The 24,083-nt window shown below is 61.3% G+C and carries 23 protein-coding genes; 17 read left to right on the forward strand and 6 right to left on the reverse strand.

Annotated features, from left to right (window positions below):
* Positions 1–434 precede the first annotated feature (434 nt).
* Entirely contained in the window at positions 435–1,226 is a 792-nt protein-coding gene (locus JK176_RS12265; RefSeq protein ID WP_249194487.1) for a deaminated glutathione amidase, read from the forward strand.
* Between the two features lie 34 nt (positions 1,227–1,260).
* On the opposite strand, the gene hydA is transcribed toward JK176_RS12265, so the two are convergent.
* The 6 genes from hydA to JK176_RS12295 are packed head-to-tail and all read right to left on the reverse strand — an operon-like array spanning position 1,261 to position 7,081.
* Positions 1,261–2,649: a dihydropyrimidinase gene (gene hydA, locus JK176_RS12270; RefSeq protein WP_211588087.1), complete on the reverse strand. Its 1,389-nt coding sequence runs from the start codon at positions 2,647–2,649 to the stop codon at positions 1,261–1,263.
* 30 nt (positions 2,650–2,679) lie between these two features.
* Positions 2,680–3,333 carry a GntR family transcriptional regulator gene (locus JK176_RS12275; protein ID WP_211588088.1) on the reverse strand — a complete coding sequence of 218 codons (654 nt, stop codon included), beginning with the start codon at positions 3,331–3,333 and terminating at the stop codon, positions 2,680–2,682.
* The gene (locus tag JK176_RS12280; protein ID WP_211573897.1) at positions 3,333–4,274 is read right to left on the reverse strand and encodes a dihydrodipicolinate synthase family protein; all 942 of its coding nucleotides are present in this window, start codon (positions 4,272–4,274) and stop codon (positions 3,333–3,335) included. Before JK176_RS12280 ends, JK176_RS12275 begins: the two co-directional genes overlap by 1 nt.
* A complete protein-coding gene (locus JK176_RS12285; protein WP_211588089.1) occupies positions 4,271–5,425 on the reverse strand; it encodes an FAD-binding oxidoreductase in 1,155 nt (384 codons plus the stop codon). The genes JK176_RS12280 and JK176_RS12285 overlap by 4 nt, the downstream gene beginning before the upstream one ends.
* The gene (locus JK176_RS12290) at positions 5,422–6,843 is read right to left on the reverse strand and encodes an NAD(P)/FAD-dependent oxidoreductase (protein ID WP_211588090.1); all 1,422 of its coding nucleotides are present in this window, start codon (positions 6,841–6,843) and stop codon (positions 5,422–5,424) included. The genes JK176_RS12285 and JK176_RS12290 overlap by 4 nt, the downstream gene beginning before the upstream one ends.
* Positions 6,830–7,081 carry a (2Fe-2S)-binding protein gene (locus JK176_RS12295; RefSeq protein WP_249194488.1) on the reverse strand — a complete coding sequence of 84 codons (252 nt, stop codon included), beginning with the start codon at positions 7,079–7,081 and terminating at the stop codon, positions 6,830–6,832. The genes JK176_RS12290 and JK176_RS12295 overlap by 14 nt, the downstream gene beginning before the upstream one ends.
* 139 nt (positions 7,082–7,220) lie before the next feature.
* On the opposite strand from JK176_RS12295, the gene JK176_RS12300 reads away from it, so the two are divergent.
* From JK176_RS12300 to JK176_RS12370, 16 genes are all read left to right on the forward strand, one after another.
* Positions 7,221–8,021 carry a transporter substrate-binding domain-containing protein gene (locus tag JK176_RS12300; RefSeq protein ID WP_211588092.1) on the forward strand — a complete coding sequence of 267 codons (801 nt, stop codon included), beginning with the start codon at positions 7,221–7,223 and terminating at the stop codon, positions 8,019–8,021.
* Positions 8,018–8,677: an amino acid ABC transporter permease gene (locus tag JK176_RS12305; RefSeq protein WP_211588093.1), complete on the forward strand. Its 660-nt coding sequence runs from the start codon at positions 8,018–8,020 to the stop codon at positions 8,675–8,677. Before JK176_RS12300 ends, JK176_RS12305 begins: the two co-directional genes overlap by 4 nt.
* Complete coding sequence (locus JK176_RS12310; protein ID WP_211588094.1) at positions 8,674–9,327, forward strand: amino acid ABC transporter permease; 654 nt, start codon at positions 8,674–8,676, stop codon at positions 9,325–9,327. The genes JK176_RS12305 and JK176_RS12310 overlap by 4 nt, the downstream gene beginning before the upstream one ends.
* Positions 9,314–10,087, forward strand: a complete 774-nt coding sequence (locus JK176_RS12315; protein WP_211588095.1) for an amino acid ABC transporter ATP-binding protein — start codon at positions 9,314–9,316, stop codon at positions 10,085–10,087. Before JK176_RS12310 ends, JK176_RS12315 begins: the two co-directional genes overlap by 14 nt.
* Positions 10,088–10,101: 14 nt before the next feature.
* Positions 10,102–10,992, forward strand: coding sequence for a dihydrodipicolinate synthase family protein (locus JK176_RS12320; RefSeq protein ID WP_211588096.1), 891 nt, complete (start codon positions 10,102–10,104; stop codon positions 10,990–10,992).
* 1 nt (position 10,993) lies between these two features.
* Positions 10,994–11,842 (forward strand): transporter substrate-binding domain-containing protein, encoded by an 849-nt coding sequence (locus JK176_RS12325; protein ID WP_211588097.1) that lies wholly within the window; start codon positions 10,994–10,996, stop codon positions 11,840–11,842.
* A gap of 38 nt (positions 11,843–11,880) precedes the next feature.
* Positions 11,881–12,612 carry an amino acid ABC transporter permease gene (locus JK176_RS12330; protein WP_211588098.1) on the forward strand — a complete coding sequence of 244 codons (732 nt, stop codon included), beginning with the start codon at positions 11,881–11,883 and terminating at the stop codon, positions 12,610–12,612.
* On the forward strand, positions 12,612–15,485 hold the full coding sequence (locus JK176_RS12335; protein ID WP_211588099.1) for an FAD-dependent oxidoreductase: 2,874 nt from the start codon (positions 12,612–12,614) through the stop codon (positions 15,483–15,485). The genes JK176_RS12330 and JK176_RS12335 overlap by 1 nt, the downstream gene beginning before the upstream one ends.
* Positions 15,482–16,216, forward strand: a complete 735-nt coding sequence (locus JK176_RS12340; RefSeq protein ID WP_211588100.1) for an amino acid ABC transporter ATP-binding protein — start codon at positions 15,482–15,484, stop codon at positions 16,214–16,216. The genes JK176_RS12335 and JK176_RS12340 overlap by 4 nt, the downstream gene beginning before the upstream one ends.
* Positions 16,217–16,327: 111 nt before the next feature.
* Entirely contained in the window at positions 16,328–17,596 is a 1,269-nt protein-coding gene (locus tag JK176_RS12345; protein WP_349291931.1) for an ArgE/DapE family deacylase, read from the forward strand.
* 97 nt (positions 17,597–17,693) lie between these two features.
* Positions 17,694–20,267, forward strand: coding sequence for a TonB-dependent siderophore receptor (locus JK176_RS12350; protein WP_249194489.1), 2,574 nt, complete (start codon positions 17,694–17,696; stop codon positions 20,265–20,267).
* Positions 20,268–20,330: 63 nt separating this feature from the next.
* On the forward strand, positions 20,331–20,627 hold the full coding sequence (locus tag JK176_RS12355) for a hypothetical protein (RefSeq protein ID WP_211588103.1): 297 nt from the start codon (positions 20,331–20,333) through the stop codon (positions 20,625–20,627).
* 9 nt (positions 20,628–20,636) lie between these two features.
* The gene (locus JK176_RS15140; RefSeq protein ID WP_349291932.1) at positions 20,637–20,954 is read left to right on the forward strand and encodes a glutathionylspermidine synthase family protein; all 318 of its coding nucleotides are present in this window, start codon (positions 20,637–20,639) and stop codon (positions 20,952–20,954) included.
* Positions 20,899–21,852, forward strand: a complete 954-nt coding sequence (locus JK176_RS12360; protein WP_283091982.1) for a glutathionylspermidine synthase family protein — start codon at positions 20,899–20,901, stop codon at positions 21,850–21,852. The genes JK176_RS15140 and JK176_RS12360 overlap by 56 nt, the downstream gene beginning before the upstream one ends.
* 97 nt (positions 21,853–21,949) lie before the next feature.
* Positions 21,950–23,257, forward strand: a complete 1,308-nt coding sequence (locus JK176_RS12365; RefSeq protein ID WP_211588104.1) for a DUF1800 family protein — start codon at positions 21,950–21,952, stop codon at positions 23,255–23,257.
* A 3-nt stretch (positions 23,258–23,260) separates the two neighbouring features.
* The coding region (locus JK176_RS12370; protein WP_211588105.1) for a DUF1501 domain-containing protein at positions 23,261–24,083 on the forward strand (823 nt) is incomplete at its 3' end.

The following is a 24,083-nucleotide window of genomic DNA, read 5'->3' on the forward strand; positions in this document are numbered from 1 at the left end:
AACATGGGCCCGATAGCTCTTAAAAATATTTTCAGAGGAATGGCAGAAGGCCGGAAACCGCAAGGGACGGGCGGGAAAGTGACAATATTCTCGGAGGGATCTGATCAACATAACGGAATCGTGAAGTCTTTTTTAAAGATAGGAATGTTGGTCTGAACTGAGGAAAGAAAAAATCAGGATAAATTTTGATAAAACTTGTCTGAAAATTTAAGGAGATAAGCTGATTAATATTATTAATACATTATATTATTCGGAATTTATGTTTTATTTTCCGGAATTTGTTTTAGAATTTATTTTTTCCTGATTCCTGTTTGAGGAATTTGTTCCTGTAATAAAAAGTATCAACCTCCTGCATCTTCACCGTGACGTACGGGTCGGGCATGGTGGGGGCCTAGATGTAGGCGTGTATCCGCTCTTTTGGAAAATGGAATGCAATGATGAAAGTTGCTCTGGGACAGTTTGCTGTTGCGCCGGACTGGGAAACCAACCAGCGGCAATGTCTGGATCTGATCGCGCAGGCAAAGGCGGGCGGTGCTGAACTGCTGCTTCTGCCCGAAGGCATTCTGGCGCAGGACATCAACAATCCGGAGCTTCTGCCTCAGACGGCACAGCCGCTGGATGGCCCGTTCATGGAAGGACTGCGCGCCGCCAGCCAGGGCATTGCCGTGGCGGGATGTGTGAATGTGCCGGACGGGCACGGGCGGTTCTACAACACGCAGTTCGTCCTGCGCGACGGGACGTTTATCGCACAGTATCGCAAGCTGCATCTCTATGATGCGTTCAGCATGAAGGAATCCCAGCGGACATCACCGGGGCTGGAGCTGCCGCCCGTGGTGCAGATCGGTGACATGAAGGTCGGTCTGATGACCTGCTATGATGTGCGCTTCCCGGAACTGGCGCGCCATCTCGCTCTGGCGGGGGCCGAGGCCATATTGTTGCCTGCGGCATGGGTCAGAGGTCCGATGAAGGAACGGCACTGGGAAATCATGGCCGTGGCGCGGGCTCTGGAGAACACCTGTTATGTCGTGGCGGTCGGAGAATGTGGCGCGCGCAACTGCGGCGCCAGCATGGTGGTCGATCCGCTGGGCGTGATTACGCTCGCGTTGGGTGAAGCGCCCGCTCTGGGTTTTGCCACACTGGATCGCGAGCGGATCGCCCATGCGCGGCGCGTACTCCCTGTTTTGGAAAACCGCCGCTTCGCTGATCCGGTTCTGGCCGACCGGTAAGTCGGCCTTCACTCATGAGGCTGGGGCGGAAGCCTCAGTCCCGGCGTGACCTGAGGAAACGTCCCGTGCCGGGTTGGGCGGTAACGGTGCCGTTCTCCATGGCCAGCACGCCTCTCTGGAACACTTTGACCGGCCACCCCTGAACCTGCCGCCCTTCATAGGGCGTGTAGTCGATATTGCTCTGGAACAGGGCGTTGGTGATCGTGACGGATTTGTTCGGGTCCCACAGGACGAGATCTGCGTCCGAACCCGGAGCAATCGTTCCTTTTTCGGGATAGAGCCCATAGCGCTGGGCCGGGGTGGTGGCGGTCAGACGCACGAAGTCCGTCAGGTCGATTTTTCCGCTGTTGATGGCGGCATCGTAGAAGACCGGAAGGCGTGTTCCGAGGCCCGGCATACCATTGGGAATCAGCGAGAAATCAGCATCCCGGCCGTGGCGTCCCTTGCCGACGGCCCCATCGAACGTATAGCCGCAGTGATCCGAAGAAATGATGCTGATGACACCGTTGCGAAGATACTGCCACATGCCGTCCTGAGCGGCTTTCGTGCGCAGAGGCGGGCTGCAGATATATTTCGTCCCCTCAAAACCGTCCCGCTTGAGGTCGTCTTCCGTCAGGGTCAGGTAATGCGGGCAGGTTTCTGCAACGACTTTCACATCCCGGGACTGTGCGCGGGCGATCTCTTCGGCGACGTCGGGGCAGGAGACGTGAAAGATCTGGATCTTCTGGTCAACCAGTTCGCTCATTGTCATGGCGCGATATGTGGCTTCACGTTCTACGGCAGGCGGGCGCGAGGTTGCGTGTCCGTGCGGCTCGGTGCGTCCTTCCGCAAGATGCTGCAGGATCAGGTGACGGATGGCGTCATAGTTTTCGCAGTGGACGGATACGATGATGTCGCTTTTGCGGGCCGCTTCCAGAACCTGAAGAAACTGGCCGTCCGTCAGATGGAAATCGTCATAGGTCATGAAGACCTTCAGCCCTGCCGCGCCACGCTCGGCCACGACGGGAATGTCGTCGCGGATGGTCTGTTCGTCAGTGCGGGTGATGATTTGGTGGATGGCGAAATCAATGCGGGAATTGCCGCCTTTTTCGCGATAGGCGTCGAACTGCTCCACAAGGCCCCGGCCGGGGACGTGGGACGCGAAACAGACGACCGTTGTGGTTCCGCCCAGCAGTGCCGATCCGGTGGCGGAGACGAAATCGTCTTCATGGATCGTGCCGTCGGCTTCTTCCTGTTCGATATGACAATGACCGTCAATTCCGCCCGGCAAGACGAGCAGGCCGGTGGCATCAATCGTCTCATGGCCTTTCAGGTCGAAACCGATATCGACGATCTTTGAGCCGTTTATTCCGATATCGGCAGTATATTTATCCGTGGCGGTCACGATCATGCCGTTGCGGATAACGATGTCAAAAGTCGTCATGACGGTTTCTCCTGAAATGGGCAGGGGTGGTCAGCCGCCCCTGAGAATGTCCATGCAGTCTGTCGCGACATTGCGCAGATGCATGACCATGGCGTCGCGCGCGCCGGTGCTGTCGCCGTCGAGCAGCGCGTCCAGAATGGCCAGATGTTCGCGCGTGGATGCGGGAACACGTCCGAGCGGGTAGCTGACTTCGCACAGACGGGTCAGGGTCCGCAGTTCGTTGATGGAACGGAGCAGGACCGTGTTGCCCGAGACTTTGGGAAACATCAGATGGATGCGGTCGTCGAGTTGCCACTGCGCGGCAGTCTGTTCGGGTGTCTCGCCAAGTTCGATGACTTCGCGGCGGAGATTTTCCAGCACTTTGCGATCAAGCCTGTCGAATGACAGGTTGATGGCTTCGCTTTCAAGGATCTCACGGATATGGATGCCCTGAAAGAATTCGGTAGCCGAGACGTTCCGAACTGCAAACGAGCGCGAGCCCTGCTTGACCAGAAGATCCTCGGCGGCGAGTCGCATCAGGGCCTCGCGAACGGGAGTGCGCGAGATTTCGAGATGATCCGCCAGGCGCCCCTCCACGACGGACATTCCGCCGGGGAGTTCTTTTTCAAGGATCATGCGCCGGATCTGTGTATAGGCCAGTTCCGCGAGATTCAGCTCGCGTTCGGCCACTATATAATCGCCCATTACGGTCCTTCCAGTGCCATTGCATCGTGCAAGGCTGCTGACAGCTCCTGCCATTCTTCTGGGGCGATGATATCAGAAGCCTTGCGGGTGCGGCAGGAGGGCCATTTGCCCTGCATGACCAGACAGGCCTTCAGACGCAGCGTGGCCCGACCCGAGGGCGCACGACCGTAAATCAGGTTTGCCAGCGGCTGGATCGCGTCATGGACACGGCGCGCAGCAGGCAGGTCATCGTTCTCCATCGCGCGCCACAGTTTGGCGAGCGACACAGGGAGGATGGCCGCGAGGCTGACGAGGCTGCCGGTCGTCCCGATGGCGAAGCAGGGCAGGAGATGTTCGTCGCCCGATGCCATGACGTCCACATGCGGGGCCACGCGCGCGGCCAGCCTGCGGTGTTTGTCATAGGCGTTGGTTTCCCAGCTTCCTTCCTTGATGGCGACGATGCCGGGGAGCCTGAGCAGGCTTTCCAGAATGGGGAGAGAATAGGCCATGCCGCCGCTGCCGACGGAGGATTGATACAGCATGATCGGAGCATCAACGGCCTCGCAGATCGCGGCATGATGGGCGATGATGGCGTCGTGATCCTGTGAGACTGCCCATGAAAACGGCGGGAACACGAGCAGTGCGTCCGCGCCGGCCGCGATGGCATCACGGGCATGAAGACAGGCTTCGTCGAGGTCTTCGGACAGGATGCCCGAGACGATGATGCGGTCTTTGCCGATGGTGTCGGCGGCCAGTTCCACGACGCGGCGCTTTTCCTCGCGGGTCAGGAGATGGTTCTCGCCCGCATGACCGTTGCACAGGATGCCCACAATGCCTTCGGCACGGGTGCAGTCCCACAGATGCTGTGTGAAGCGTGCCTCATCCAGCGTTCCGTCTTCCAGAAAGGGCACCAGCGTTGCGGCATATACGCCCCGGAATGGCGTAGGAGAGACGGGGATCATGGGCGTGTTCCAGTGGCGGGGAGGGAGGAGAAGCGGGTGGGGTCGAACGCGCCCAGATCCGGGGCGCCGCCCAGAATGCGCTCGGCAAGCAGGCGGCCCATATATGGCCCGCTCGTAAATCCGGAATGGACACACCCGACGACGAAAGCATCGTCATCCGGTGTCAGCGCACCGATCAGGGGCATGGCATCGGGTGTTTCGGATTCGAGACCGAGCCAGACACGCAGGATCTGCGCTTCGTTGAGGCGCGGGACGACATGCTGGGCCAGACGGACATTGCCGCGAAGGTTTTCAGGAATGACTCGGGTGCCGCCCTGATGGATGTTGCCCTCGCCCTGCCAGCCGCCACCGATCAGCACGCTGCCATTGGCAAACTGCTTGAGGGACAGAAGGCCATTGGCAATGCTCAGTACGCTCCTCATGACGGGCGGCAGCGTTTCTGTGACGACAAGCTGGTTGATGAGGCAGCGGATCGGAATGTCATATCCGAGCCAGCCCAGCATCTTTTCCAGCCACGCCCCGGTGCTGAGCACGATCCTGCGGCCCCGTACGGGATGCGCGCGGCCGCTCATCTGAACGTCGTAGCCTCCGCCCGTAACGGGGCAGATGCCCTCAACCGGACTGTTCTCGATGATCGTGACCCCGGCCTGCCTGAGGGCGCGGGCATAGGCCCCGCCGACGCGATAGGTCGGGATATGGCCGTCCAGCGCGCAGTAAGCAGCGGCGCGGAGGGTCGGGTTTACGCCGGGTTCGATCCTGATGGCCTCTTGGGCTGACAGGACTTCAATCGGCGCACCCATGTCCTGTCGGACATGCGCGCGCTGGCGCAGAAGCTCCTCTTCGGCTTCGGTAAACGCCATGGACAGGCCGGGTGTGGCGAGGGCGCCGACGTCTTCTCCGAGCCACTCAGCGCTGTCGAGCCACATCTCGCGGCCACGGATGGCGTGGGGAATGAGCTGGGCGCGGGTCATGTGCAGGGTCAGGGTGCCGGCATTGACGCCGGATGCCGCCCGGAACATGTCCTCCCGGTCGATCACGGCGACCTTCTGGCCAGCGCGGGCAAGGAAAAGCGCAGTTGTGGCGCCCATGACGCCCGCCCCCACGACGACCGTATCAAAGACATCCGGTCTGCTGTGCAGCGCCTGGGTCATAGGGGGGCTGCCTTCGGAAGGGGAATATCGGAATAGGTGAATTCTCCGGTCACGGCTGTGAGCGGGAGGGGGAAGAAGGGCATTCGCGCTGTGAAGCTGCCTGCCTCTTCGGGGGTTTTGCCGCAGGCCGCCGCGAGCAGGCCGCGTGCGCTGTCCTCACACATGCGGCCCTGACACGGACCCATGCCACAGCGCGTCCAGGCTTTGAGCTGGTTCAGGTCTTCGGCTCCGGCCTGAATGGCGGAACGCAGGGCCGTGGCTTTCACGCGTTCGCAGCGGCAGACGATGGTGTCGTCCTGAAGATGGGCGGGAATAGCGCTGCCGGCGTTCATCAAAGGGAGCATCCGGCGAGAAACGGCCTCAAGGCGACGGCGCTGACGCAGGGGCACGCGTGTCAGGGCTTCGTAAGTTTCCGTGGAAATCACACCCCGGTCATGGGCGATGGCATGAGCCGTGATCAGGCCCCGCAGACGGGCCACGGCCATGCCCCGGACTCCGGCAGCGTCCCCCGTGACGTAAAGATCGGGGCGGCTGGTGCGGCCGGCGTCGTCTGTTACGGGTTCGAGATAGCCGCCGACCGGATCGTGACGGTGGTGAACGCCTGCCGTGCGGGTGATGAGAGTAGAAGGCTTGAGGCCATATCCACAGGCCGCGGCTTCGGCGGCATAGAGGTGGCGGCGTTCGGGATGATCCATTTCGGTAACGGTCAGGAGCAGGCCGGCCTCCGTTTCCTGCGCTTCCGAAATATGGGCGCGATGATGGATCGGGATACCCGCCTTTCTGAGGCGCAGTATCCAGCTTGTGGCCTGTGTCAGGCGTGCCGGGTCGAGCGACAGCATGGCGCCAAGACGCAGCCAGTCCGAACGATGACCGGCATCCACGATAGCCATGACCCGGCCCCCCAGTTCGAGAACCTGATGGGCAACGGAGAACAGGAGCGGCCCCGAGCCCGCGACCACGACGCTTTGGCCGGGCAGGGTGCCGCCGTTGCGCATCAGGATGCTGGCGCCCGCAAGACCGATGATGCGCGGAGTCGTCCAGCCCTGAAATGGCAGGAAACGTTCGGTGGCGCCATTGGCGACGACGAGGGTTGCGGCGGGGAGTTGGTCGATGCCGTCCGGTCCGAGCAGGTCGAGCGTTAGTGTGGGCGACAGGCCCCAGACGCGGGTGGAGAACCAGACATTCACGCTGGATGCGGCCAGTTTCTGGCGCAAAGTGTCGCCGCCGGAAAATTCGTGATTGGGCGGCACGACCCGACGTGCATAAGGTGAGGGCGCGCGGAAGATCTGGCCGCCTGCGACAGGCTGTTCGTCGATTAGGGTGACCGGGAAGCCATGCCGGGACAGGGCGATGGCAGAGGTCGTACCGGCAATGCCGCCACCGATGACGGTTACGGGAGAAAAGTCAGGACTGGACATAAAGCGTGACGGTCATGTTCGGGAGGACAGGAGCCTTGCAGGCATAGGCGACGGTGCCGTCGATGCGGACACGGCATTCCTGACAGCTTCCCATGAAGCAGAACGCTCCGCGGGGTGTTCCATCGACGCCGGACCGGCCGAGTTCCGTAATTCCGGCGCGTCTGAGGGCTGCTGCAACCGGTTCTCCCTCGACCCCTTCGACGGTGCTGTTCAGGAAGGTGAAGGTTACAGGAGGCATCTTGTTTTCCATCAGGATCGGTCCGGAGAAGAAATTTCTTTTAAAGGGTTTTCTATCGTATACAGAACGTATATCTGAATTAGATCAGTGATCGGGTCACCGCAACCCCAAAGTCGCACAACATGCAGGGAAACCTTTCTTGAGAGCGATCCGGAACAGTCTTCTGCTGGGGGTCTGCGCTGCATCCGTCGTCCAGTGGGGCGGTGGCGTGCAGGCGAGGGACAGTGCTGCCATCCGGGCGAGCGGGCACATCAATATCGGTGTGGAGCCCGGACTGCCCCCGCTTGGGGAATATGACGATCACAACGAACTTGTGGGATATGATGTCGATATCGGTCGGGCGATTGCGCAGGGTCTGGGTGTCGAGCCGCGCTTTGTGACGCTCGCTTCCAGCGGTCGCATTCCCTATCTGATGGCCGGGAAAGTCGATATTGTTCTGGGCGGTCTGACGCGGACGCCTGCACGGGCGGATGTCATTGCATTTTCGCGGCCACTTTATTCCGAGCAGTTTGCGGTTATCGCTCCCGAAGATCGGGGCATCGGGTCCTTTGCGGATCTTGAATCGGGTGCGCGCCGCCTGATTGAGGTGCGTGGGTCAACGGCGGTTGCGTATCTGCAACAGCATGTTCCCAAGGCGCCGATGTTGCTGCTTGAGAGCTATGCCGATGCCATTCGCGCGCTGGCGCAGGGGCGTGGCGATGCGATGGTGGATGTCATCGAATATGTCGGACACTACCTGCCGTCGCAGCCTCAGGTGCGCTGGCGGATTATCCGGGGATTCGCGCCGCCCGTGGGGGACGACTGCATCGGGATGTCACAGCAGGACGTGGCCCTGCGTGCAGATGTGAATCGTATCCTTGACGGGATGGAGCGTGACGGACGTCTGGAGCAGATCCATCGTCGCTGGTTCGATCCCGCTGGTGCAGGGCACGCGCCATGACGAGGTTGGATTTCCGTCCCGTTTTCGCGCATCTCCCGTTTCTTCTGGGCGGTGTCGGGGTGACAATCCTGATCGCGACGCTGGCCTTTGTGTTCGGACTGTCGCTCGCGGTCGCACTCGCTGTTCTGCGGTTTGAAAATCAGGGCGCGTGGCGCAGGCTCAGTCGCAGCTACAGCACGGCCCTGACCAACACGCCGCAGCTCTCGCAGATTTTCGCTGTGTTTTACTGTCTGCCGCTGATGGGGCTGATGGTCTCGCCGTTTTTGTCAGTCGTGATCGGCATGACGCTCAATTCGGCGGCCTATCTGGCGGATATCCTTGGGGCGGGCATGGCGCGGGTACCGCCCGTCTATCATGAAGTTGCGCTGACGCTGGGGTTGAACCGGCGTCAGACCTATCTGCGGGTCATCCTGCCCTATGCGGGGCGTGCGATGTTTCCAGCGCTGGCCAACCATTTCCAGATCATGATTTTGGGCAGTGCCATGGCGTCCATTTTTGGCGTCGAGGATCTGACGGGCCGCGCCTATGATATCGGATCGACAACGTTCCGTATTCTTGAAGTCATGCTTGTGACGGGCGGATTGTATGCCCTGCTGTCTTTCGCGTTGACGGGCGTGTTTGCACTGTTCCGCCGCACGATGGAGCGGATGGTATGATCGCATTCTCGCAGTATGACATCACCCTTCTGCTTCAGGCGATGGCCCGGACGGTCGTGCTGTCGCTGGGCGGTGGCATTCTCGGGATTGCGGGCGCCATCATCCTCACGGCGCTTCGACTGTCCGAAATACGGGTCATGATACCGCTGCGGGTTCTGGCGGTGGTGTATGTCCAGACCATCCGGCGCATTCCGTTCATCGTGACGTTGTATATCGTCTTTTTCTGCACGGGCATGATGGGCGTGGATGTGTCGGCGACGGTTGTTGCGATTGGCTCCATCGGGCTGATTGCGGCGGCCTATCTCTGCGAAATCCTGCATGGCGGCGTCAAAACGGTTCCGGTGGAGCAGGTCGAAGCCGCACTGGTCCTGAACCTGCCACTCTGGGCGCGATGGCGGTATGTGATCGGGCCGCAGGCGATGTCCGCCGTTGTGCCGCCCGCGGTGGGGTATCTGGTGCTGTTCATCAAGGATACGGCGCTGGCCTCCCAGATCGGAGTTGTGGAGCTGAGCCAGGCCGGGGTGATCCTGACCAATCGCGGCCTGCCCTCAACGCAGGTCTTCTGTGTGGTTCTGCTACTCTATTTCGCGATTTCCTATCCCCTGACCTGCCTGAGCCGCCTGCTGGAGAAACGCATTGCCGTACATTGATGTCCGGGACGTCTGCGTCCGCCACGGGAAAAACGAGACCCTGCGTCATGCCGGATTTGAGGCCGAACGCGGGGACATCGTGAGTTTCATCGGACCGTCTGGTTCCGGCAAGACCACGTTTTTGCGGACGCTGATCGGGCTTCAGCCGGTCTGGCAGGGGCAGATGGGCGTGAACGGGCGGAACGTGGACATGGCCGCGCCTGCCTCTGCGCGCATTCTGCGGGAGCAGGCTGCGATCGTGTTCCAGCAATACGGACTGTTTGGTCATATGTCGGTGCTGCGGAACCTGACGCTGGCGCCGACGGTCGTGGCGAAGCGTTCGCGTCGGGAGGCCGAGCACGCAGCGCGCGCGCTGCTGGAGCGTCTGGGGCTGGCGGACAAGGCGGACGTGCTGCCAGCCGATCTGTCGGGCGGCCAGAAACAGCGTGTGGCGATTGCACGCGCGCTCATGCTTCGCCCGGCACTGCTTCTGCTGGACGAGCCGACATCGGCGCTCGATCCGCACAAGGTGCGTGATGTCGGCGTGCTGCTGCGGGATCTGGCGCAGGACGGCATGACCATCATTCAGGTTTCCCACGCGATGGGTGTCGTCTCATCGCTGTCGGACAGGATTATTCTTCTGGAAGACGGTCAGGTCAGAGCCGTCGGAACGGGGCGCGGGGATGCGTCGCAACAGCCCGATATCGCGGCGTTCATGAATACCCATGGCGGTGATGCCGCCACGGACCCGGCCGGATCGCGGTCGGACCCGGAACATTGAGGAAGGAAAGACCCATGAAGTTTCGTGGCACATATACCGTCATGATCACGCCTTATGACAGCGAAGGACGCGTTGACGTTCCAGGGCTGCGGCGCTTCACCGACTGGCAGATCGCACAGGGCATCGCAGGTCTGATCCCGCTGGGCTCGACCGGCGAATTTCTGTCGCTGACGGATGACGAACGTACGCTGGTTGCACAGACCGTCATCGAGCAGGCCGCAGGCCGCGTTCCGGTTTTCATCGGAACAGGTGCGGAAAACACCTATGACGTGATCCGCTACAGCCAGGAAGCCGAGAAGCTCGGGGCGGATGGCGTCATGATCATCCCGCCGTTCTATTCCACGCCGACGGATGATGAACTGTTCGTTCATTATCGCCGGGTGTCGGATGCGATCGGTCTGCCGATCATGCTCTACAACAACCCGGCCACGGCGAATGTGGATCTGAAGCCGGAACTGGTGGCGCGTCTGTCCCATATCGACAACTGCTGCCTGATCAAGGAATCCACGATGGATGTAACCCGCGTGCGGGACATCATTCGTCTGTGTGGCGACCGGCTTTCGGTCTTTGGCGGCATCATGGGCTTTGAGAGCTTTCTTGAAGGCGCCATCGGGTGGGTCGCAGTGGCCTCCAACGTTGCGCCGCATGTCATGAGCGAGATCTTCAACCTCTGTGACGGTTACAAGGATATTGGAAAGGCGCGGGAGATGTATTTCCGCCATGTGCCGCTGATCCAGTTCGTGGGCGGGCAGGGTTATGTCTCGGGAACGAAAGCTCTGCTGAAGCACATGGGCTTTGATGTCGGTGGTCCGCGCGCGCCGCGTCTGCCGCTGCCGGAAGCGGATGATGCCCGCGCGCTTCAGATCGTCCGCGATCTGGGCCTCCGGTTTGAAGAAAGCGTCTGATATGAGGGGCGGCCCTGCGTCAGGTCTGATCCGGGGGGCGGGGCTGCTCTGTGCGGCCCTGGCTTTCGGGGCGCAGGCGGCACCGTGTCCGCAGGCTGTTGAGGGGCTGATCTCTCCGCCGCATCTGGTCATGGCGACCAACCCGACGCTGCCGCCTCTGCAATATGTGACGGTGGACGGGCAGATCGCCGGAATGCGGATCGAACTCGGAAACGAAATCGCCCGCAGGCTTTGTCTGACGCCGGTCACGCTCTCGACGTCCTTCGCGCAGCTCACACTCGGGCTGCTCGAAAAACGGTGGGACGTCATCAATACGGGGATGTTCTACACTGCCCAGCGGGCGCGGTTGATGGAGATGATCCCCTACGAAATCCAGGCGATCAGCGTGTCTCTCAACGACGATTCCGCGCTGCATCCCGCACGACTTGAGGATCTGTCCGGCTTTTCGATCGGGGTCGAGATGGGCGGAATAGAAGAACACCATGCCCGCGAGGCCGATCAGGCCCTGCGGAATGCCGGACGGCCGGGCTTTGATATCAAGACGTTCCAGAACGTAGGCATCGCCTTTGCCGCCCTGCGCGCGCGGCAGGTGACGGCGGTGTTTTCCATTGATGCGGTCGCACGGCGCAACGCCCTTCAGGGTGGCGTGAAGCCTGTTCTGAAAGGGCTGTATCCCACGCCCGTTGCTCTGGCACTGCGGGACCCGGCGCTGGCGCAGCGTCTGGCGGATGTTCTGGAAGCCATGCGTGAGGACGGAACGCTGGAGCGGCTTATGGCGCCTTATGGCGTCGTACCCTTTCCCGGACGGATTGTGGTTTCAGGACCGTCCCATCCGTCCGACATGCACTGATACGACACACAAACACGATACGAACGCGGGGCATCGACATGCAGATCTGGAGCTGGCACGGCTTCTTCACCTATCTCGGCAGCCCCTATATCTTCCGGGGCGCGCTTATCACGGTCTATATGACGGCCGTCTCGATGGTGATGGGGTTCCTTCTGGGGCTGCTGATTGCGGTCATGAAGCGCTCGCAGCGCCGTCTGCTGTCCTGGCCTGCACGGTTTTATGTCTGGTTTTTCCGGGGCACACCGCTGCTGGTCCAGCTGGTCGTGATCTATACCGGTCTGCCGAAGCTGGATATCCGGCTGAGTGTTCTGGCGTGTTCGATTATTGGGCTGACACTGAACGAAGCGGCGTATCTCGCGGAAATTATCCGTGCGGGGCTGAATGCCGTGCCAACCGGCCAGATCGCAGCGGCACGGGCGTTGGGCCTGAGCGAGCGGCAAATTGCCTGGCGCATCGCATTTCCGCAGGCGTTCCGGCTCATCATCCCGCCGCTGGGCAATTCGGTGAATGGTCTGCTCAAGACGACCAGTGTGACCTCTGTCATTTCCATGGAGGAACTGATGCAGCGCAGCCAGATTCTGGTGCAGGACCAGTTCATGGTGCTGGAACTGTTTTCGGTGGCGGCGCTGTATTACCTGCTGATGACGACGGCATGGGACTTCCTGCAGCGGCGGATCGAGCATTATGCGGAGCGGCCCTATCGTCGCCAGCAGAAAACCGCAGCGGTTGAGGCCATCGAACTTCCCGTGACGACGCAGGATGCGCGCTGATGTCGGACTGGCTGAACTTCACGTTCAATGACGCCACCGTTTCCGCAAAACCCGGACAGACCCTGACGGCTGCGCTGATGGCCGCAGGCAGAATTGCGCACCGGACGGCGCCGGATGGATCGGAGCGTGGTCCGTTTTGCGGGATCGGGGCCTGTCAGGAGTGTCTGCTGGAGGTGGACGGGCAGATGTCCCGCCGGGGATGCATGACGTCGGTGCGGGACGGGATGCGGGTTCGTAGCAATGACCGTCTTCCGGATGCGGCTGTTTCAGCTTGTCTGGCGAAGGGTGAGGAGCGTCTGGCTGAACATACCTGCGATGTGCTGGTGGTGGGCGCGGGCCCGGCGGGTTTGGTGGCAGCGACCGAACTGGCGCGCGGTGGGATGGATGTTCTCATCGTGGATGAACGCCATATTCCGGGCGGCCAGTATTTCAAACAGAACGTGGTTCATCCGGAGCGGCAGGATGATCAGGGTCGCAAGGGGAGGCACCTGATTGAAGCCATGCGGGCCAGTGGCGCGCGGCTGTGGCACGACACGCTCGTCTGGAGCGCCCATCGCGAAGAGGGCGCTCTTGTCATCGGTGGTCTGCGGGATGGCGAGGCGTTTTATATCCGCACGCAGCATATTATCGTGGCGACGGGCGCACAGGAAACGCCTGCGGCCCGACCGGGCTGGACGTTGCCGGGTGTCATCACGACGGGGGCCGGGCAGACAATGCTGCGTGCCTATGAAGCGGTGGCTCCGGGGCGGATCGTCGTTGCCGGGAATGGGCCGCTCAATCTTCAGCTTGCGGCGGAACTGGTCCGGCGTGGCGCAGACGTGGCGGCCGTTGTGGATTCAGCGCCTGCGCCCGTCAAGCGGCCCTTTCTGTCCACACGGCTATCGGTGGCGTCGCCCCGTCTGGCGCTCACGGGGATACGGCATCTGGCGACATTGCGTCGGGCCGGGGTGTCGGTGCTGTGGGGAAGCGTTGTGACCCGCATCGAGGGCGAGGATCGTGTCGAGCGGGTGGCGGTGAAGCAGCGGGGAGGCGCAGAACGCTGGATCGAGACGCAGACTGTCTGCCTCGGAGACGGGTTCGTTCCTGCCAGCGAACTGCCACGGCTTCTGGGCTGCCGACAGCAGATCCGGAACTGGCCCGTGACTCATCCCGAGACGGGCCGAGAACCCGACGGAAAGACCGATCAGGCGGATGTGTCCGTTATTGGTGAGGCCGGGCGTTTTGGCGGTGCTTTTCTGTCGCAGGCTCAAGGGGTGCTGTGTGCGGCCAGACTGCTGGAACGGGCAGGAAAACCGGTCCCGGCCGGTTTGGAACGCAGTCGGCGGGTATATCGCGATAATGCGCGTTTTCAGGAGCTTCTGTGGAAGCTGTATGATCCGGTTGTCTCGCTGCCGTCCCCTCAGGAGACGACCATCCTTTGCCGATGCGAATGCGTGACCGCAGGGACTGTCCGGGCCCGCGTGTCGGAAGATGGGATCACCGATCTGGCGTCTCTTAAACGAGCGACACGGGCCGGAATGGGGCGGTGTCAGGGGCGGTTCTGTCAGGCCTCGCTGATGAAGATGCTGCCGGAGCCGAAAAACGAAAAGGATTTTACCGCACCGCAGATTCCGCTGCGGCCGGTTCCGGTTGCGGCTCTCGCGCGTCAAAAACCGGAATGGCGAGGGCATGTCCGGGTTTCCATTCCATCGGGGCTGGGAGCAGTGAGGCCATCGGCTTTCGGCGCTGTCGAGACTGTGGATGTCGTGGTCGTGGGTGGCGGGATCGTCGGGCTTTTCACGGCGCTGTTTCTCGCCGAAGCCGGGAAAAGTGTCGTGGTGCTCGAACGTGGTCGGGCCGGAGCGCTGGCCTCGGGCGGCAATGCGGGCAGTCTACACGCGCAGCTCATGGCCTTCGACGCCAGCGCGGATACGGACGGACCCTCCATGCCTGCGCGGACGCTGGCGTTGCAGCGGGAATCCATCCGGATGTGGGAGGCCCTGCGCACGACGTTTGATCGCGATCTGGAGATCAAGGTCAGCGGCGGGCTGGTGGTGGCGGAAACCGAAGCCGATATGGACCGTCTGCGCAGCAAGGTCGCGGTCGAACAGGCCCTTGGCGTCGACGCGCGGCTTCTGGCAGCGAACGAATTGCACGGGATCGAACCCAATCTGAGAGATGGCTTTCTGGGCGGGGCGTATTGCTCCGAGGAAGGCAAGATCAACCCCATGGCGGCAACGCAGGCTGTTCTGGCGCGGGCACGGCGCGCGGGCGTTCGGGTTGAGGAACTTACAGCTTTGTCCGCAATCCAGCCCGACGGCACACGGTTTCATGTCAGTGCGGGGTCAAAGCGCTGGTCGGCCGGTGCCGTGGTGAATGCGGCCGGTGCCTATGCGGGAGAGGTCGCCGGGCTTGTCGGGCGTCGGCTGCCGGTTTTCGGCGCGCCGTTGCAGATGATCGTGACCGAGCCTGTGGCTCCGCTGGTCTTTTCGCTTCTGGCCCATGCAAGCCGGCATCTCACGCTCAAACAGGCCACGAATGGCTCGCTGCTGATCGGCGGCGGGTGGAGTGCGGGGCTTGATCCGGTGCACGGGCATCCGCGACCGCTTCGGGAAAATCTGGAAGGAAATCTCTGGGTGGCACAAAGGCTGGTTCCGGCGCTGGGGGCTGTGAATGTCGTTCGGAGCTGGGCTGCGATGAACATTGATATCGACGGGGCTCCGATCCTTGGAGAAAGTCCGGACGTTCCGGGCTTTTTCACGGCCGTAACGGCCAATGGGGTCACGTTAGCTCCGGCCATGGGGCGGCATGTCGCGGATATGGTTCTGTGCCGCTCCGAACGTCCCGATCTGGAGATCTTTTCTCCCGCACGCTTTTATGGAGATCCGTCATGATCACGCTGGACACTGTGACGAAATCATATGGCGCCTTTCAGGTGCTCAAGGGCTGTTCGGCGGAGATCGGCAGAGGGGAGGTGGTGGTTGTCTGCGGCCCTTCGGGTTCGGGTAAGTCCACGCTCATCAAATGCATCAATGCGCTGGAGACGTTCGAGAGCGGGCAGATCTACGTTGATGGCATGGCTGTGCGTTCCGCGAAAACCGATCATTCGGTGCTGCGGGCGAAAGCGGGGATGGTTTTTCAGAGCTTCGAGCTTTTTTCCCATCTGAGCATTCTGGACAACATCATGCTGGCCCCGCGTCTGGTCCAGAAACGGGGGAAGGAAGAACTTCGCGAGCATGCGAAAACGCTTCTGCGCCGGGTCGGGCTGGAACAGCATGCGGACAAATATCCGATCGCCCTGTCTGGCGGGCAGCAGCAGCGGGCGGCGATTGCACGCGCTCTGGCGATGAAGCCGGATGTAATGCTGTTCGACGAGCCGACATCGGCGCTCGATCCTGAAATGGTGCAGGAAGTCCTTCAGGTCATGACGGAGCTGGCGCGCGAGGGCATGACCATGATGTGCGTCACCCATGAGATGGGATTCGCGCGTCAGGTCGCGACGCGGATTCTGTTCGTGGATGCAGGCGAGATCGTCGATGACTGCCCGGCGGCAGATTTTTTTGCAGGGCGCTGTTCGGCCAGAGCGCAGGCTTTTCTGCGGTTTGAGGAGGCGCACCCCAGCTAAAAGGAAATATTTTCAGCAAGAGGCAACATTCCGCTTCAGGATCGAATTCAGTTCGTATACAAAGAGAATATGAAGTGAGGACTGTTAGGCGATCCGGTGGGAGAAGGCGCTGTGCTTGAAAAGACTTCCTGTTGTGAGAAAACGGCGAGCGAACGTCTGGGTCATGTCATCGACCGGGATTTCGATCTGCGTCAGGTGCCGTTCCTTCAGGATCTCGTCGGCGTCCCGTCGGACAATCCGCCCGGTGACTGCGCGCCGCACGCCCGGTTTTCCGCCGACAGGCTGCGGGCACTCGGTTTTGAAGTTGAATGTCATGCTGTCCCGCAGGACTTCGTGCAACGCCACGGTATGCAGAGCGCGACGAATCTGATCATCCGGGAGCGTTTCGGAAATGGCAGCGGCCCCGTCATTGCGCTCAATGCGCATGGGGACGTGGTTCCCCCCGGCGAGGGCTGGGTGCATGATCCGTATGGCGGCGTTATTGAAGATGGCAGGCTTTATGGACGGGGTGCTGCGGTCTCGAAGGCAGATTTTGCGACCTATGCCTTTGCTCTGCGCGCGCTGAAGGAAGCCGGTTCTGACCTGTCCGGCACGGTCGAGCTTCATCTGACCTATGACGAGGAAATCGGTGGTCATGTCGGGCCGGGTTGGCTTCTCTCGGAAAAGCTGAGCACTCCCGACTACGTCATCAGTGCCGGTTTTACCTATGACGTGATGATTGCCCATAATGGCAGCCTTCAGCTTGATGTGGCTTTCACGGGCAAGGCCGCGCATTCCGCATGGCCCGAGACGGGCGCCGATGCCATCGAGGCGGCGTGCCGTGTGATGACGGCGCTGTACGCCTATCGGGACGGGCTGGCGAAGACGGTCTGTTCCATTCCGGGTATTGAATCGCCGACGCTCGTCATTGGTACGATCAATGGCGGCGTTGCAGCAAACGTCGTGCCCGAACAGGCGACATTCCGGCTTGAACGTCGGATTTTGCCAGACGAAAAAGCGGCCGAGGTCGAGGCGGATCTGCGGCAGCTTATTGTGAATGCGGCAGATGTGCCGGGCGTGAGTTGCGTCGTAACGCAGCATCTTCTGGCGTTGCCACTGGTTCCGGATGTGGGGCAGGCCCCTTTGATCGGAGCCTTGCAGGACGCTGCCGAAGCGGTGTTCGGGGAACGGATTGCCGTCAAGGGTATGCCGTTGTTCACGGATGCCAGAATTTACAGCAATGCGGGCTATCCGACCGTGCTGTACGGGGCTGGTCCGCGTCGTCTTCAGGATGCCAATGGCCATCGTGCGAACGAGCATGTGGTTCTGGAAGATATGCGTCGTGCGACGAAGGTTGTCGCAACGGCACTTTCCCGTCTTTTACGTTCTGAATCCGAGTAATTCCGAATTCGGAATAAAAATCCCGCATAATTCCGTTATGCGATCCGACTGTTTCTGACTGATATCCCTGTGCTGCGCCAGGGCGATGGAGCCGATTATGAACATCAGGAAACTTGCGCTTTACTCTACGTTCCTCTCCGTCAGCGTCTGTAGTGGATCGGTTTTTGCAGCCTCGGAAAAAGCCGTGCCGGAGCCGGCGAAGGCCTCCGTCCACAAAGCGCCGTCCAAAACGGTATCTCCGAAGACGCGCAGGCCGTCTGCCGCGAAGCATCGGCCTGCGGATGTCATCGCCGGAAGCGAAGAAGGCGTGATCGTCACCGGAACGCATGCGTCCAACCGCCACGCCCGTCAGAGCACCAGCCCGATCACGGTCCTGTCCAGTGCGACGCTGCGTCGCTCAGGCATGATGAACCTCGCCGATGCGCTGACCAAGACCTATCCGTCCATCAATATGAGCACGATGGGCAATGACGCCGGTGCACTGACGTCTTTCATCCGGATGCGCGGCCTCAATCCGAATCAGGTTCTGGTTCTGCTGGATGGCAAGCGTCGGCACACCACGGCCAACATCAATGCCGATGCCGGTCCGAATTTTGGCGCGACGCCCGTGGATCTGAACATGATCCCGTCCAACATGATCGATCATATCGAGGTTCTCGAAGACGGCGCCGCTGCGATGTATGGTTCTGACGCCATTGCCGGTGTGGTGAATATCATCACCAAAAAGCAGGATCACGGGCTGAATATGAGCGCTCAGACGGGGGCGAACGCCTATAACGGCGATGGTTGGCAATACCAGCTCAACGCTGATGGTGGCTTCAAACTTGGCCGTGATGGCTATGCTCATATTGCGGCACAGGTTTACCATACGGACCATTTCGTAACCAACACGGTTGATAATCGTCTGGCGGGTTATGTCCCACCGGGGGCAGCGAACGAGCTGTATACCGGGTCGGTCAAAGTGCCCAAGAACTCTAACAAGATCATGAGCACGCCGGAAGAAACGCGCGAAAATCTGGGGATCGATTTCGGCAAGAACCTGACCGATGATATCCAGTTTTACGGGCAGATCACCTACGCGCACCGCCATGCCGAAGCGTATGAGAATTATCGTGTTCCCTCGGGTGCCAGCGCCAGCAATCCGGAGCTGTTTCCATATGGCTATTCGCCGCTGGAGACGATCGACGAGAACGATTATGCTGCGACGCTGGGCCTGAAGGGTCGTCACTTCCTCGGTTTCGACTGGGATCTGAGCAGCACCTGGGGTGAGGATCTGGACAAGATTTCCAACCAGAACACCACCAATCCGAACATGTACGCCGCCACGGGCTACACGCCGACGACGGTGCGGACCTCCAATTTCCGTCTGGCACAGTGGACGAACAATCTTGATCTGCGCCGGAACTTCAAGATTGCCAACGTGGTCCCCGTCACGGTGGCTTTCGGTGGCGAACAGCGTCTGGAACAGTATACTATTCTGGCTGGCGAACCCGCATCTTACGAATATGGTGGCACTTCGGCGCTGGCGGGTCTGACGCCGCAGGATGCTGGCAAGTGGGATCGTGATGTCTGGGCGGCCTATCTGGATGGCGATTTCCATCTGCTGAAGAACTGGGATCTCGATTTCGCCGGCCGTTTCGAACACTATACCGACGTCGGAAACACCGAGAACGGCAAAGTCTCCACGCGTTACGACATCACCAAGCGTATTGGCCTGCGTGCGACGATCAGCAACGGTTTCCGCGCGCCGACCATGGCCGAACAGCATTACAGCGCCATCAATGTCGGGCCGACATCGGTGCTGGGACTGTTACCGGTTTCGTCTTCCGAAGCGCGTGCGACCGGGGCGTCTCCCCTCAAGCCCGAACGCTCGACCAGTGCGACGGGTGGCATCGTTCTTGAACCTGTCGACGGTTTCCATGTCGAGGCCGATGTCTATCAGATCAACATCCGCGATCGCGTCGTGCAGGGTGGTAACGTGACGGGTCCGGCGGCGATTGCAGCATTGGAAGGCATGGGCGTTTCGCTTCCGGCCCTGACGCAGCTTTCCGAAAACGCCGTGCAGACCTATTACTTCACGAACGGTGCCAGCACGCGGACGCAGGGTCTGGATATCAAGGCGGATTACATGTTCCGCATGCATCGCTTCGGCAACCTGAGTCTGTCGATGGCGCTGGACCTGAACCGTACGCGTCTGTCGCATAACGGCATGTCTGCGACGGGATCGCCGCTGCTGAATGCGCAGAATATTGCTTACCTCACGACGGCTTATCCGCGCAGCAAGATCATTCTGAATGCGTTCTGGACAATCGGGAAATGGGACGTGAACCTGCGCCAGACCCGTTATGGCGAAACGACCGGTATGATGACGTATCAGGACTGGACGCCTACGGCGGCGATCTGTCCAATTGATGGCAAGCAGCTTCAGCAGTCCAGCAGCTGTTTTGCGCAGTTCAAGAACTCTCCGCGCTGGCTGACGGATCTGGAGATCGGGTATCGGGTCAATTCGCGCTGGCATCTGGCGGTAGGGGCGAACAACATCTTCAATATCCGTCCGCGCAAGCTGCCGGGTGAGCTGAACCAGCTTGGTGCCAACCCTTATGATACGTTCTCGTCTCAGGTGCCGATGACGGGTGGGTATTATTACGGGCGTGTGAACTTCACGCTCTGAGGGCTCTTATCTTCGTCTGTGGATGTGTTACGGTTGGTATCAGGCAAACATATCTGCAGATGAATGATGAAAAACGGGATTGCGTGGGGTGTGGGGGCGGGTGCTCTGGTTGTCGGGCTGGGGGTTCTTGGCCTGACGATGCAGCATCCTCAGGCGGCGCGGCCGGACCCATGCGCGGCAGCATCTGACAAGCGGCCCCAGAACTGCCCTGAGCAGGGCAGTTCTTCGGGGCATGGTGTGTATATCTCCTCCGGCAGGGACCGTGACGGCCGGGCCGGGCATGGCGACGGCGAGGCTGAGTCCGCGGGGCATGCCGGGTTTGGGGAAAGCGCGGGCGGACATGCGGGCGGGGGCGAATAGGGTCGGTCCGTGGGGCAGATCCGCCGCCTGACGTCCTGTGCGAGGCCGGACTGGCAGAGTCAGGCCGATCGGCTTGGTTATCATTATTATCGCAATACGGATGGAAGTTTCGCATGGCGTGAGGACGTGCGTTACGAGTTTGATGCGCAAGCGGTGGCGTGTGTTCGGAACGTGGCCAAAACGCTGCATCGGCTCTGTCTGGAGGTTGTGGACGAGGCCGTTCGGCGGCCTGACGGGCTGGACGCGTTTCATATTCCGGCTGCCATGCAGGATGTGGTGCGGGAGTCCTGGAGGCGGGGGGGACCCGTTTCTGATCGGGCGGTTTGATCTGGCGTGGTGTGGCGGGCGGCCAAAGCTGATTGAATATAATGCCGATACGCCTGCGACACTGCCGGAAAGCACGCGGATGCAGGACCTCTGGCACCAGCAGTGCGGCGGCTCTCATGACCATGCGCCTCTGGAAGCGCGGGCTCTGGTGGAGCGTCTGGCCGGGCTGAGGCGTGCGGGGCGGATAGGGCACATGGTGCATATCGTGCCCTATCCCGACAATCTCGAAGACACCACGCATGCCGTTTATTACCGGGAGTGGGCGGAGCAGGCGGGCTTGGAGGCGGTTCACTGCGAGTTGCGGGATCTGGAGGTGACGAAGGATGGTCAGCTTCTGCATCGGGGGCGGATCGTTCGCAGCATGATCCGCATGTATCCCTGGGAGTTGATGTTCCGCGATTCCGGGGTGCGGCATCTGCGGGAGTGTGGGTGTACGTTTCTTAATCCGCCCTGGACGACGCTTTTGTCGAACAAGGCGCTTTTGCCAGCTTTGTGGCGGCGGTATCCCGGGCATCCCAACCTGCTGGCGGCGGGATATGCGCCCGAGGATCTGCGTCGCGGGCGTGGGGGGAAGGCCGGGGCGCCTTATGTGGAAAAACCGATCCATGCCCGGGGCGGAGAGAATGTGCGCATCATTGCAGGCGGACGGACGGTCTGTGCCGAGGGCGGGACGTATGGGGCGTATCCGAAAATTTTTCAGGAATTTGCGGATCACCGGATCGACGGGGTGACGGCATCGGTCGGGGCGTGGATCGTGGGGGAGCGGTTTGCGGGACTGACAATGCGGGAGAGTGCGGACCCGATCGTGCGGCATACATCGCCCATCGTGCCGCATCTGGTGCGCGACGCGCCGGGCAGGCTGGCGCGATGGCGGGGAGTGCTGGGGAAGCGTTTCTAAAAAACTTCACATGTTACGGCCCATCTTTTGCCACATGGACGGCCCAGCGTTCTGTAGGGTGCCGACTCCCGTTATCGCCCCGTTTCGCGAGGATGCCATGCGATCAGTCAGCGCAATCAACAGGTTTGGGTGGGGCCAGCGGGATGGCTCCAGTTCTGGTCTGTCCGTTCAGGACTGGCTGGCGGGTCAGTTGACCGGGCCGGACAGGGCCGTGTTTGCGGGTGTGGGGCCGTGTGCTGACGGGCTGGTGGCGCTGCGGGAACAGCGGAAGGCCAAGATGCAGGGTGATCCGCTGGTCAAGCCGATCTTTCAGGCTGAAGTCGCAACACAGATGGATAATCTGTTGCTGACGGAGCAGCCGTTCCGGGAGCGGCTCGTCTGGTTCTGGTTCAATCATTTCACGGTCAGTCTGCGGCAGGGCAGTACGCGCGCCGTTGTGGGCGCCTATATGCGCGAGGCGATCCGCCCGCATGTGACGGGGCGGTTTTCGGACATGCTGCTGGCGGTCATGCGGCATCCGGCGATGCTGATGTATCTGGACAATGCGTCTTCCATCGGGCCGGACAGCGCGGCGGGGCGCAGAAGCCATCGCGGGCTGAACGAAAATCTGGCCCGCGAATGTCTGGAGTTGCATACCGTCTCGCCTGCTTCCGGGTACAGTCAGGCGGATGTGACGTCCTTTGCCGCGATCCTGACGGGATGGGGCGTGGATCTGAAGGCTGACGAACCGGGGTTTGTGTTCCGCGAAAAGGCGCATGAGCCGGGTGTGAAAACGCTCATGGGACAGGCTTTCCCCGAAGGCGAGGACGGCGGCGTGCAGGCGTTGCAGTTTCTGGGCACGCATCCGGCGACCTACCGTCATATTGCGACGCAGATGGTCCGGCATTTCGTTTCGGATACGCCAGCGCCGGCCTCCGTGCGGCATGTCGAGGGTGTTTTGCAGGCCAGTGGTGGGGATCTGCGGGCGGCGTCTCTGGCGCTGGGGGCATTGCCGGAACCGGCTTTGGGCGGGGGCAAGTTCCGCTCTCCCATGGATTATGTCACGGCGGTTCTGCGGGCGTTGTCCGTGGGGGGCGCGCCCAGCCAGCCGGGCGATCCGCATTCTCCGGCACATCAACTGGTTTCGGGTTTTGCGTCGCTCGGGCAGCCGCTGTGGACCGCGCCGCTGCCCAATGGCTGGAGCGACGATGCGGCGGACTGGTCCGCGCCTGCGGACATGCTGGCGCGGACGGACTGGGCCTGGCGCGTGGCGGCGCATGTCCGAACCGGCGATCCGATGGATGTCGCCGATATTGCCCTTGGTCCGGCCCTGCGACCGCAGACCCGCACAGCCATGCATCATGCCGGGTCGCGTCAGGATGCGCTGGCCCTGCTGTTTTCCTCTCCTGAATTCCAGAGGCGCTGAGCCATGATGATATCCCGTCGTACCGCTCTGCTGGGTCTGACGTCCGCCTGGACGCTCGGGCGGTCTTCCCTTGCTTTTGCGGGCTCTTCCGGTGGGCCGGATGATCCGCGGTTGGTGGTGATCCTGCTTCGCGGTGCGCTCGACGGATTGTCGGCCGTGACGCCGTATGGAGATCCGGATCTGGCGTCGTATCGCCGGGCGCTGGTTCTGCCCGAGCCGGGGCAGGAGGGCGGGCTGCTCGATCTGGGTGGGTTTTACGGGCTGCATCCGTCTCTCGTGACGCTGCATGGGCTGTATGGTCAGGGGCAGATGCTGCCGATCCATGCCGTTGCGGGGCATTATCGCAGCCGATCGCATTTCGAGGCGCAGGATTATCTGGAGAGCGGGGCGGATGAGCGTCTGGGGAGCGGATGGCTGAACCGGGCTGTTTCCGTGCTTCAGGGCAAGGCGAACCGGCCGGATGGGTATGGGCTGGCGATGGGGCTGACGGTGCCGCTTCTGCTGCGCGGTTCGGCGCGGGTTGGGAGTTATGCGCCTGCGGGGAGCCAGCACCCGGATGCGGATCTGTATGGCCAGATTCTGGCGCTGAATGCGTCCGACCCGGTGACGGGACCGGCGTTACGGAATGCTCTGAAAGCGCGGGGATTTTCGGATGCCGCCATGACGCAGGGGGGCATGGCTGCTGCGCCGGGCGTGGATGCTGCGGGCAAGCCCCGGAAAATCGACGCGTTTACGCAGCTTTCCACGGCGGCGGGGGAGATGCTGGCCACGGCGCATGGTCCGCGTGTGGCGGCGCTGGAAATCGGGGGGTGGGACACCCATGCCG

The sequence above is a fragment of the Gluconobacter sp. Dm-73 genome (genome assembly GCF_018256215.1).
GTDB classification, from domain to species: domain Bacteria; phylum Pseudomonadota; class Alphaproteobacteria; order Acetobacterales; family Acetobacteraceae; genus Gluconobacter; species Gluconobacter cadivus.

Bases quoted from the DNA above. Each gene is read 5' to 3' on its own strand.
- JK176_RS12365 (WP_211588104.1), top strand. From the start codon at position 21,950: ATGCGATCAGTCAGCGCAATCAACAGGTTTGGGTGGGGCCAGCGGGAT.
- JK176_RS12265 (WP_249194487.1), top strand. From the start codon at position 435: ATGATGAAAGTTGCTCTGGGACAGTTTGCTGTTGCGCCGGACTGGGAA.
- JK176_RS12350 (WP_249194489.1), top strand. From the start codon at position 17,694: ATGAACATCAGGAAACTTGCGCTTTACTCTACGTTCCTCTCCGTCAGC.
- JK176_RS12360 (WP_283091982.1), top strand. From the start codon at position 20,899: ATGTGGTGCGGGAGTCCTGGAGGCGGGGGGGACCCGTTTCTGATCGGG.
- JK176_RS12285 (WP_211588089.1), bottom strand. From the start codon at position 5,425: ATGACCCAGGCGCTGCACAGCAGACCGGATGTCTTTGATACGGTCGTC.
- JK176_RS12295 (WP_249194488.1), bottom strand. From the start codon at position 7,081: ATGCCTCCTGTAACCTTCACCTTCCTGAACAGCACCGTCGAAGGGGTC.
- JK176_RS12325 (WP_211588097.1), top strand. From the start codon at position 10,994: ATGAGGGGCGGCCCTGCGTCAGGTCTGATCCGGGGGGCGGGGCTGCTC.
- JK176_RS12330 (WP_211588098.1), top strand. From the start codon at position 11,881: ATGCAGATCTGGAGCTGGCACGGCTTCTTCACCTATCTCGGCAGCCCC.
- JK176_RS12335 (WP_211588099.1), top strand. From the start codon at position 12,612: ATGTCGGACTGGCTGAACTTCACGTTCAATGACGCCACCGTTTCCGCA.
- JK176_RS12355 (WP_211588103.1), top strand. From the start codon at position 20,331: ATGATGAAAAACGGGATTGCGTGGGGTGTGGGGGCGGGTGCTCTGGTT.
- JK176_RS12305 (WP_211588093.1), top strand. From the start codon at position 8,018: ATGACGAGGTTGGATTTCCGTCCCGTTTTCGCGCATCTCCCGTTTCTT.
- JK176_RS12280 (WP_211573897.1), bottom strand. From the start codon at position 4,274: ATGATCCCCGTCTCTCCTACGCCATTCCGGGGCGTATATGCCGCAACG.
- JK176_RS12290 (WP_211588090.1), bottom strand. From the start codon at position 6,843: ATGTCCAGTCCTGACTTTTCTCCCGTAACCGTCATCGGTGGCGGCATT.
- JK176_RS12320 (WP_211588096.1), top strand. From the start codon at position 10,102: ATGAAGTTTCGTGGCACATATACCGTCATGATCACGCCTTATGACAGC.
- hydA (WP_211588087.1), bottom strand. From the start codon at position 2,649: ATGACGACTTTTGACATCGTTATCCGCAACGGCATGATCGTGACCGCC.
- JK176_RS12275 (WP_211588088.1), bottom strand. From the start codon at position 3,333: ATGGGCGATTATATAGTGGCCGAACGCGAGCTGAATCTCGCGGAACTG.
- JK176_RS12340 (WP_211588100.1), top strand. From the start codon at position 15,482: ATGATCACGCTGGACACTGTGACGAAATCATATGGCGCCTTTCAGGTG.
- JK176_RS12310 (WP_211588094.1), top strand. From the start codon at position 8,674: ATGATCGCATTCTCGCAGTATGACATCACCCTTCTGCTTCAGGCGATG.